We start from the raw sequence: 9,789 nt of genomic DNA, 5'->3' as shown, positions 1-9,789 counted from the left end.
GGCGCATCACGCCAGGGGGCTTTTTCATACCGTCAGCTTCAGAAGTCTGCTTTGAGTGTCACGGTGTAGTTGCGTGGTTCGCCATACACGTTGCTCGCGTTCAACCAGCCAATCGACGAGTAGTACTTCTTGTCGAACAGGTTGTTGCCGTTAAGGGCGACGCTGAAGTTCTGGTTGATCTGGTACGCCACGCGGGCGTTCCAGATGGCGTAGCCGGCCTGTTCGATCTTGTCGATGCCGTTGGTGCCACCCTGGTTGGTGTTGTGGTTCTTGCTCTGGATGCTGGCACCGGCACCGACGGTCCACTGGTTCAGCTCGCCCGGCAGGTTGTAGTCACCCCAGAAGCGCAGCAGGTGGCGTGGCGTGTAGCTGTTGAAGGTAGCGCCGGACGCCGTGCTGCCATCACCCGGGTCGTTGAGAAACTTGGTCGAGGTGTAGGTGTAGCCGGCAAACAGTTGCAGGCCGGCCAGCACTTCGCCGCTGATTTCCGCATCGAAGCCTTCGGCGCGTACCTTGCCGCCTGCCACGTAGCAGTTGGTTTCACCGTCCTGCCCGCACACCGACGAATAGTCGTACTGGGCGCGGTTTTTCTGGTCGACGCGGAACACCGCGAAGCTGGTGTTGACCCGGCCATCCATCAGCTCGCCTTTCAGGCCGATCTCATAGTTGGAGCCTTCGATCGGCTTGAGCGGTGCGAGGTCTTCGGTCAGTTCGGTCTGCGGCTTGAAGATGTCGGCGTAACTGACGTAGGCCGACCATTGATCGTTCAGCGCGTAGATCAGGCCACCGTACGGGGTGACTTCACCGGTTTCCTTGGCGTGCGCAGGGTCTGGCGATGTCGTGGTGAAGCGCGTCAGTTCATAGTCGTACTTGTAGTTGCTCACCCGTGCGCCGAGCACCAGGGTCAGCGGGTCGATCAGCTTGTAGCGCATCACGCCGTACACGCCATTCTGGCGAATCTTGGCCTTGGAAACACCGGCGTAGGTGGTGCTGAGCATTTCATCCAGGGTGGGTTCGCGAGGCGAGACCGGGTCATAGATGTTCATCGGGCCGAGGTTGAGCAGGCCACCTTGCAGGTCGTCGGTGCGCAGGTCGCTGGCGTTGGCACCCACCACCACCTCGTGCTCCAGGCCGAAGGCGCGCCATTTGCCGGTGAGGTTGATGTCGGCGCCCTGGTTGATGTTCTCGAAGTCGTACAGGTAGGCACGCGACTGCATGCCGCTGCCGGTTGCCGGGTCGACGGCGCCACGGCCGAAGCTGTAGAAAATGTCGTTGGTCTCGCGGATGTAGCTGCCCGAGGCCTTCAGGCGCCAGTCTTCGTTGAAGTCGTGGGTGATATCGGCGAAGTAGGTGGTCTGCTTGTTGTTCCACTTGTTCCAGTCGGCACCGGTGAAGGTGGAGCGGCTGACGTTCACCGCACTGCCATCCTTGTTGCGCGGCAGGCCACCGAAGTAGGGCGTCGAGTGCAGGTCCTCGACACTGGCGCCGGCGGCGACCGTGGTGGAGTCGCTCAGGTCGTATTCGAGAATCCCGTACAGCACGTTCTTGCGGCTTTCTGCCGTGTCGTAGAAGTAGTCGCGGTCCTCATGGCCGGCGACCAGGCGCCCGCGCAGCCGGCCATCGGCGGTCAGCGGGCCGCTGGCGTCGACGGTCTGGCGATAGGTGTCCCAGGAGCCGGCGCTGGCCGTGACCGACAGCGAAGGAACCGCCTTCGGGCGCTTGCGCACCAGGTTGATGGCTGCACCGGGGTTGCCGCTGCCTTGCAGCAGGCCGTTGGCGCCGCGCAGGATCTCGACGCGATCGTACAGCAGGGTATCGGAGGTGAAGCTGCTGCCGATGCCGTAATAGCGGCGGTCCAGCGGCACGCCGTCGTACTGGATGGTCTCTACCTCGAAGCCACGCGAGTAGATGTACTTGCCGCCGGACGGGCTCTGGTAGGTGGTGATGCCGGTGGTCTTTTCCAATACCTGGTCAAGGGTGTCGAGGCGCTGGTCGTCCATCGCCTTGCGGGTGACCACGCTGACCGACTGCGGGATGTCCTTGAGGCGATGGGTACCTTTGCCGATGGTCACCGCGTTGGACGTGTAGCTCCCCGAGTCCTCCGTGGTGGCATCGAACTGGCGCCCGTTGATGTTGACCGGGGCCAGGTTCAGGGCGGAGCCGTCGGCCGGGCCGCTGAGGGTGATGGTATGGCCGTCGAGCTGGTAGGTCAGGCCACTGTCGCGCAGCAGCAGGCGCAGGGCCTGCTCGGGCTCCATGTTGCCTTTCACTGCGGGAGCAGGGGTGTTGTGCACGGCGTCCGGGCTGTACAGCAGCTGCAGGTTGGCCTGCTTGGCCAGGGTATTGAGTGCCCCCACCAGCCCTTGCGAAGGGATATCCAGCGCGACCGGCTCGGCTTGCGCTGCCATGGAGGCTGCCAGCGCACAGGCCAGCAGCGACGGAGGGAGTAGGGCCAGTGTTTTCCTGCGAACCGCCCGGGCGAGCGGCGAAACCGTGGTAATGGTCATGCGGATACTCAAGTGTTAGCAGATATATTGGTTATGAGATTTATTTGCATTTATGTGACGTACCAGCGCCGCAGAACCGGAAAAATCAATGTGAAAATTCTGTGATTTCTTCTTCGACCCGCTTGCCGTCGCGCAAACGCAGCAGGTGATCGGCGACGTCGAAGTAGCGGTCGTCGTGGCTGATGACGATGATGGTCTTGCCCAGGCGCTTCAGTTCCGGCAGCAGTTCGGTGTAGAAAATGCGGCGGAAGGTCGGGTCCTGGTCGGCGGCCCATTCGTCGAACACCAGCACCGGGCGCTTCTCCAGCCAGGCGTTGACCAGCGCCAGGCGCTTGCGCTGGCCGGTGGACAGGTCGGTGGTGGTGAAGGCGCCATCGCGGATCTGCACCTTGTGGGCGATCTCCAGGCGTTGCAGGTACTTGCCGGCGTCCTCGGGCAAGGCCTGGCCGTCCTGCAGCAGGTCATCGAACAGGTAGTAGTCGGCGAACACCGTGGTGAACAGCTGGCGGTAGTCGTCGCGGTTGCTGGCGGTGACGGCTTCGCCGTCCAGTACGATCTCGCCCTCATGGGGGGCGTACAGGCCCAATAGCAGCTTGATCAGCGTGGTCTTGCCACAGCCGTTCTCGCCGACGATGAACAGGATGTCGCCCTGTTCGACGCGCAGGTTGATCGGCCCCAGGGCGAACGGCGCGGCACCGTCCACCGGCGGGAAGGCAAAGCGTACGTTACGCAGTTCGAGGCTGCGGATCTGCCGGTCGGGGACTTCAGGCGCATCGAGCAGCAGGTGCGGTTCGGGTGACGAGAACTGGGTCGACAGCTCGGCAATGCGGCGGAAGGCAATTTGCGCGCGGCTGACGATGGGCAAGGTCGACACCAGGTGTTCCAGCGGCCCTTTCATGAACAGCAGCACCAGCACGAAGCCGCTGGTGACCTTGGGGTCGGTGATCAGTTCGGCCTGTTGCAGGGCCAGCACCAGCCCGATCACCACGAAGAACAGCATCGAGCCGAGGCTCTTGGCGACCACGAAGATGTTGATCGAGCGGATATGGGTGTCGCGGATGAAATTGGCGGTGCGGCTGATGCGCTCGTCGAACATGCGCTGGCGACGCGGGCGGCTGATGCGCAGCTCCTTGGCACCGGAGGCGACGCCGCTGTAGTGCCGCTGCATTTCGTCTTCTGCCTCGCGGGCGGCATGGAAGCCGCGGATGCCCCGTACGCGGGCGATGTACTGCACGGCGGTGCCGAGCAAGATGGCGCACGCGGTGATCAGGAACATCGGCAACGACAACTGGGCGAGGTAGCCGAGGCAACCCAGGGTCACCGACAGCGAAATGGCCAGGGGGGCGAAGGCGAAGGCGAAGTCGCTGATGGTGTCGACATCATGGGTCAGCACCGGGATCAGGCGGTGGCTGCGGTAGCGTTCGATCTGCTCGATGGGGGCGCTGAGCACCTTCTCGCCGAGGTCGCGGCGCAGCCGGGCGATCACATGCTGGCCGACATAGTTGGTGCCGATGTCCGAGGCGATGGAGGCGCACAGGGCGAGCAGGCAGATGCCGGCGAACGCCAGCACCACGCCCCAGGTGATGGCGCCAGGGGCATGCAGCAGGTTGTTGATGTTGGCGAGCAGCAAGGTGATGCACAGGCCGCCGACGATCCCCAGCACGACGGCCAGGGCGACGATCAGTCGGTAAGGCTTGAGCAGGCCGAGGAGTTCGCGGAGTGCGCCAGGGGTCGATCGGTTCATGGTGAGTTCCTGGTGGGTACGCGGATGCGGTTTCGGCGCTGCGCGTGGCGAGCACCGTGTGGGCTGGTTGCCCAGTGAAAAGACGTGTGAGGGGGGCTGTGATTTAGCCGGCCCGGGCCGTGCGCCCGGGCGAGTCAGGTACCGCATACGGTACCGTGCAGAGGAGGGCGCTCAGAGCTCGCGGGCTACCCGGAAGCCCAGCCAGTCGCCGCGCACGTAGGGTTCGCGGTAGTTGCGGTTGCCGGAGCGGGAGAACACCGGCGCTTCGCTGTAGTCGTTGCCACGGATGTGGTTGTATTCGCAGCTCGCTTCCATCCACGCGCTGCCATCGGCGGGGGCGCCGACATAGTTGTCGTGGCGGCAGTCGGCGACCCATTCGTAGACGTTGCCATGCATGTCGTACAGGCCGAAGGCGTTGGCCGGGAAGCTGCCAGCGGGCGAGGTGTAGTTGTAGCCATCGGCGGCGCCATAGGTGTTGGCATGCTGTGCGATGCTGTATTCCTTGCCTTCATCGAAGGGGAACGGGAACGGGCCGCTGGTGCCTGCGCGAGCGCCGTATTCGCGCTCGGCTTCGCTGAGCATGCGGTAGTGCTTGCCGGTTTTCTTCGACAGCCAGGCGACGTAGGCCTTGACCTCGTCATAGCTGATGCACACCGCCGGCTGGTCGGGGCCTTGCGGGTAACTGGGCTTGCCGTTGGTGCAACGGCGGCCCGGGCGGTCGTCGCCGTCGGGGAGGGTGACCTTGGCGTCGCGCTGCCAGGCCTGCAGCTGTTTGGCCTGCACCTGGAACTGGCTGATTGCGAAGGGCTTGGCGAAGGTCACGGTGTGCATCGGGCCTTCGTCCGGCTGGCGGCCGACTTCGTCGTCGGGCACGCCCATGGTGAAGCTGCCGGCGGGCAGCACGACCATCTGCGGGCAATCCTTGCAGTCCTTGAACGTCTTGCCAGGTGCGTGCGCGTCGGCGGCGAAGGCCGGGGCGCTGGCGAGCAGGGCGGCCACCAGGGCCAGAGGTTTGAACATGTGCATGGCGGTTCTCTTGAAAGGCAAAAGGTCAGGCGAGTTGCGGGGCGAGGATGGCCATCACCCGGTCGATCTCGGCTTCGTCGTTGAGCAGGCTCGGGGCCAGGCGCACCACTGGGCCGACGTCACGGTCCACGGCATCGCTGATCACCTTGTTGGCCATCAGGTGGCGGGCGACGGCATCACAATCGCGGCCCTCGACACGGAAGAAGGTGAAGCCTGCGGACAGCTGGCTGCTGCGTGGCGTCACCAGCTGCACCTTGGCGTGCTCGGCGAGGCGCTGCTTGAGGTAGTCGTTGAGCTGGTGCACGCGGGCCTGGACATCGGCCTTGCCCAGTTGCAGGTGCAGTTCGAACGCCTTGCCCAGGGCCAGGCGATGGTCGAAGGCGTGGTAGCCACCGGGGGTCATCAAGGTGCCGAAGTTCTCGCCCTTGGTGAAGGTCGGCAGGCTGGGCACCAGGTACGGCTGCGGCTTTTCTTCGCGGGCGATGATCACGCCGGTGCCGCGTGGGCCGAACAGCCACTTGTGGGTGCCAGCGATGAAGTAGTCGCAGTTGAAGTCGGCGAAGTTCACGTCTTCGATGCCGAAGCCGTGCACGCCGTCGACCACGTAGATGATCTGGTCCTGCTCGTCACGGCCCTGGTTGAGTGTTTTCACCAGTTCGCCGACTTCGCGGATCGGCAGCTTGACGCCGCTGCCGGACTGCACCCAGGTCATGCCGAGCACGCGGGTTTGCGGGCGGATGGCCTGGCGGATGTTGCCGAGCATTTCGTCCACCGAGGCCAGCTGCGGCTCCTTGAACAGCTTCACGCGGCGCACCTGGGTGCCCATCAGCCGCTCGCGGTAGGCCAGGCGGGTGTTGGTGGAGTAGTGCTCGTGGGCGCTGACCAGGATCTCCTTGCCCGGCGCTACCTGCAGGCCGCCATAGATCATCGACAAGCCTTCGGTGGTGCTGCCGGTCAGGGCCACCTGGCCCGGCTGCACGCCGAAGTAGCGGCCGGCCCAGGCGCGTACTTCATCTTCGTAGCCCCAGAGCTCCTCGCGGTCCCAGTCGACCATTTCGCCCGGGTTTTGGTCCAGCCGTGCGCGGAAGCGGGCGATGGCTTCGCTGACCACACGGGGGTGGGAGGCGAGCAGGAAGTTGCAGAAGTGCAGGTAGGTTGGGTCCAGGTCGAACTGCTGGCGCAGGGCCTGCCATTTGTTCAGGCCGTTTTTTGCCACAGGCGCGGCCGCCAGTGCGCTCTGGGCAAAGCTGCCGGTCAGGGGCAGGGCGGCGGCGAGCAGGCCGGCCTGCTTGAGAAAGCGGCGTCGGTCGTTCATCAGCCACGCTCCGCCTGGGTGCTGGCAGCTGGCTTGGCCAGGCGCTGTACTTCTTCCCATACACGCAGGAAGTTGCCACCCCACAGCTTGGCGATGTCGGCGTCGGAGTAGCCGCGCTGGATCAGTTCGGCAGTGACATTGCGCGACTCGCCGACGTTCATCCAGCCGGTCACGCCGCCACCGTCGTTGAAGTCGGAGGCGATGCCGACGTGGTCGATACCGATCTTGCGCACGGTGTAGTCGATGGCATCGACCATGTCCTTGACCGTGGCGCGGGGTTCTTCGTCGAGGATGGCGTAGAGCGCGCTGGCGTATTCGCCGAACTTCTTCTCGGGCCAGATGGAAATGATCGCGTCACCCGGCATCAGGGCGTTGGCCAGGCCGTTCAGCGGCTGCAGGTCGAAGCGCTTGCGCAGGGTATTGAGCTTGTCCAGGGTGCCTTGGCTCAGGGGCTTGAGGTAGGCCGGGAAGCCCACCACCTGCACCACGCCGCCGCTGCGCTTGATCGCCTGCAGTTCGTGGTCGCTGAGGTTGCGCGGGATGTCCACCAGCGCACGCGGTGCCGAGTGGGAGGCAACCATCGGCGCGCGGCTCAGGCGGGCGACGTCTTCCAGGGCCAGGGTGGACATCTGCGACACGTCGATGATCACCCCCAGGTCATTGAGCCGGCCCACGGCCTGTTCACCTAGCGGCGACAGGCCACCGAGGGCGTCGGGGGTGTCGTTGAGGAACGGCAGCGGGCGCGAGGAGTCGGCCCAGGCGTTGTTGCCCACGTAGCTGAAGCCGAACATGCGCATGCCGCGGGCGGCCCAGGTATCCAGGGCATTGAGGTCGTGGCCCAGCGGGTAAGCATTGAGCATGCTGAGGAAGATCGCGAACTTGCCTTCGCCGTGCAGGCGCCGGAAGTCGGCAGGGGTGTAGGCGATGGCGACCTGGTTGGGGTAGTCGCGAACCATGCCAGTGAGGATCTTGTAGCGCATCTCCTGCTGCTGGCGCGCTTCGTCGACGAAGGCGGCGGTCGGGCGATGGGGCGCGTTCGGGCCATTCCAGATTTCCGGCCAGCCGAAGATCGTCAGCGCAGCGCCCGAGAGGCGACCGCGGCCGGCCTTGACCAGGTCGAACTGGCCGCTGCCATCCTTGTCGGCCTCTTTGCCTTCGGTGCCAAAGTTCAGCGGCACGGTGATGTGGCTGTCGAAGGAGATGATGCGCTCCTGAAGTTCCTCGGCATGTTTCATCACCTCACGCGGGTAACCGGCCGGCAGGTAGATGAAGAAGTACCAGGCCGCGGCGCCCGCAAGCGCGAGGATCAGCGCCAGGGCAGCGAGGTAGGGGGCCTTGCGCAAGCGTGTCGTGTTCATTGCCATCCCGTTGGTTGCAGGGTCGATGCGGTTGCGGCAGCCGCGATCACGGGGCTTGCCTGTCACCGAGGGACGAGCGCGACAGCGGGAAATTTAGCGACGTGCTGCCGGTAAATTTGCCGCGCGGCATCTCGTTCTAGCTCGATAGGCGTGGCTGACACGGATACGGATGTGGCGATGAGGTTTTCCAGGCGTGGGTTCATGGTGGGGCTGGCGGTCGCCGGCGCAGCGGGTTCGGCAGCGTGGTATGCGCGCCAGCCGCGCGACCACGACGAGAAGCTCGGCAAAGATGAAGTGGAGACCGCGGGCGAAGCCACGGTAGAGGCTGCCGCAGGGACTGGCGTGCGCATCGCCGACAAGCTGCGCGGCATCTGGGACATGCGCTTCACAGGCGCCGAGGCCGGCCTGGACGGCTTGGCGCTGCAGGGCGTGCAGATGCTGCTCGATGTCGGCCCGACTGGCCGCTCGCTGCGTGGCTTCATCGACGTGGCTGAACGCCTGCGCGGCAACGATCAGCCGCGCTACCGGGTGCTCGGCGAACTGGTCGCCGCCGATGCCGGCAAGGTCCGCTGGCGTCTGGTCCCGACCGGGGCATCAGCGCCGAGCCATGAGCTGGAGGCGACCCTCGATGAGGTTTGGGCTGGCTGGGGCAATGCTGGCGCCGGCACCCTGACCGGGCGCATCCGCCGCATCGACCGGCCCCTGCTGAGCCCTGAGCCGGACAACCACTTCGTCGCCAGCAAGCGCGCCTTCCCCGAGGCACGCCAGGTCACGCCGCTGGCGCCGGCGCTGATGGCCTGGCTGAATTCCCCCGAGCACCGCCTGTTCCACCAGGTGTGGCATGCCACCCGGGACAAGTGGCACCGCCTGGATGATGAGAAACGTGATGGCCTGCGCGGTGCCGGTTGGCAGCCTGGCCCGCGTGACGCCGAGCGGGGGGCACGTGGGCGGCGCAAACACCTCAATGGCTCCGGCGAGGACTTTTTCTTCATGCACCGGCACATGCTCGGGCATGCGCGCGGCTTGCAGCCCGACTTGCCGAACTGGGCGCAACTGCCGCTGCCGTCACCGCAGCTCGAATACGATCGGCTGGGGTTCATCCGCTATCAGGAAAACCATGACGGCAACTCGGTGCCGCCGGCCTGGGTCGCGGCCAATGATGAAGAACTGAGCCAGTGGCTGCATGGCATCAAGGCGGCGGAAACCTTCTTCAGCAACTTCCAGGTCTGGGAGTCGCAGTACCAGGACCCGGACTACCTCAGCCGCCTGACCCTGGGGCAGTTCGGTTCGGAAGTGGAACTGAACATCCACGACTGGCTGCACATGCGCTGGGCGACCGTCACTCGCGACCCGTCCAACGGCGCGCCGGTGATGGGTGATCGCAACCAGACGGACTACGCGGCGCGTTGGTTCCGGGAGGAAAACGACTTCCTCGGCGACCCGTTCTCTTCCCATGTGAACCCGGTGTTCTGGCGTTTCCATGGCTGGATCGACGACCGCATCGAGGATTGGTACCGGGCTCATGAGCGCGCCCACCCGGGGGAAGTGCAGCGGCGTGAGGTCAATGGTGTGTCGTGGTTTGCGCCGGGGCGTTGGGTGCAGGTTGGCGACCCTTGGCTTGGGCCGATGACCCATGGGTGTGGGGGGATTTCCGATGCCGGGGGCGGTGCTGGGGAGATGGAGGTCGAAGCGATGAAGCTGGCGTTGCGTATTGCCTTCAGTGGCGAGCGGGATGTTGGCGACCTGCTGCGGCGTACGCCGCGCAGGCCTTGGTATGCGCGGCATATGAAGTTGCCGGAGGGGACGTGATGTGGCCTTTGCGGGAGGGCCGCGTGGTGG

At 65.1% G+C, this 9,789-nt stretch carries 6 protein-coding genes; 1 reads left to right on the top strand and 5 read right to left on the bottom strand.

All coding sequences use genetic code 11. From position 1 onward, the window contains the following. Nucleotides 1-38: 38 nt before the first annotated feature. The 5 genes from N430_RS10960 to pvdM all read right to left on the bottom strand — a co-directional run bounded on the left by N430_RS10960 (nucleotide 39) and on the right by pvdM (nucleotide 7,950). On the bottom strand, nucleotides 39-2,408 hold the full coding sequence (locus N430_RS10960) for a TonB-dependent receptor (RefSeq protein WP_165837350.1): 2,370 nt from the start codon (nucleotides 2,406-2,408) through the stop codon (nucleotides 39-41). A 184-nt stretch (nucleotides 2,409-2,592) separates the two neighbouring features. Then, nucleotides 2,593-4,251 (bottom strand): cyclic peptide export ABC transporter, encoded by a 1,659-nt coding sequence (locus N430_RS10955; RefSeq protein WP_110636349.1) that lies wholly within the window; start codon nucleotides 4,249-4,251, stop codon nucleotides 2,593-2,595. Between the two features lie 171 nt (nucleotides 4,252-4,422). Next, entirely contained in the window at nucleotides 4,423-5,277 is an 855-nt protein-coding gene (locus N430_RS10950) for a formylglycine-generating enzyme family protein (protein ID WP_110636352.1), read from the bottom strand. Nucleotides 5,278-5,302: 25 nt separating this feature from the next. Further along, nucleotides 5,303-6,592, bottom strand: coding sequence for a pyoverdine-tailoring periplasmic protein PvdN (gene pvdN, locus N430_RS10945; RefSeq protein WP_110636355.1), 1,290 nt, complete (start codon nucleotides 6,590-6,592; stop codon nucleotides 5,303-5,305). Continuing rightward, nucleotides 6,592-7,950 carry a pyoverdine-tailoring dipeptidase-like protein PvdM gene (gene pvdM / locus N430_RS10940; protein ID WP_110636358.1) on the bottom strand — a complete coding sequence of 453 codons (1,359 nt, stop codon included), beginning with the start codon at nucleotides 7,948-7,950 and terminating at the stop codon, nucleotides 6,592-6,594. Before pvdM ends, pvdN begins: the two co-directional genes overlap by 1 nt. A 177-nt stretch (nucleotides 7,951-8,127) precedes the next feature. On the opposite strand from pvdM, the gene N430_RS10935 reads away from it, so the two are divergent. Further along, a complete protein-coding gene (locus N430_RS10935; protein ID WP_110636361.1) occupies nucleotides 8,128-9,759 on the top strand; it encodes a twin-arginine translocation signal domain-containing protein in 1,632 nt (543 codons plus the stop codon). Nucleotides 9,760-9,789 lie beyond the last annotated feature (30 nt).

Origin of the sequence: Pseudomonas sp. CC120222-01a (assembly GCF_003097235.1) — a bacterium.
GTDB lineage: Bacteria > Pseudomonadota > Gammaproteobacteria > Pseudomonadales > Pseudomonadaceae > Aquipseudomonas.
Note: the sequence above shows the minus strand (reverse complement) of the source record. Positions and strands in the feature narration are given on the sequence as shown.

Bases quoted from the DNA above. Each gene is read 5' to 3' on its own strand.
- N430_RS10955 (WP_110636349.1), bottom strand. From the start codon at position 4,251: ATGAACCGATCGACCCCTGGCGCACTCCGCGAACTCCTCGGCCTGCTC.
- N430_RS10950 (WP_110636352.1), bottom strand. From the start codon at position 5,277: ATGCACATGTTCAAACCTCTGGCCCTGGTGGCCGCCCTGCTCGCCAGC.
- N430_RS10960 (WP_165837350.1), bottom strand. From the start codon at position 2,408: ATGGCAGCGCAAGCCGAGCCGGTCGCGCTGGATATCCCTTCGCAAGGG.
- N430_RS10935 (WP_110636361.1), top strand. From the start codon at position 8,128: ATGAGGTTTTCCAGGCGTGGGTTCATGGTGGGGCTGGCGGTCGCCGGC.
- pvdM (WP_110636358.1), bottom strand. From the start codon at position 7,950: ATGAACACGACACGCTTGCGCAAGGCCCCCTACCTCGCTGCCCTGGCG.
- pvdN (WP_110636355.1), bottom strand. From the start codon at position 6,592: ATGAACGACCGACGCCGCTTTCTCAAGCAGGCCGGCCTGCTCGCCGCC.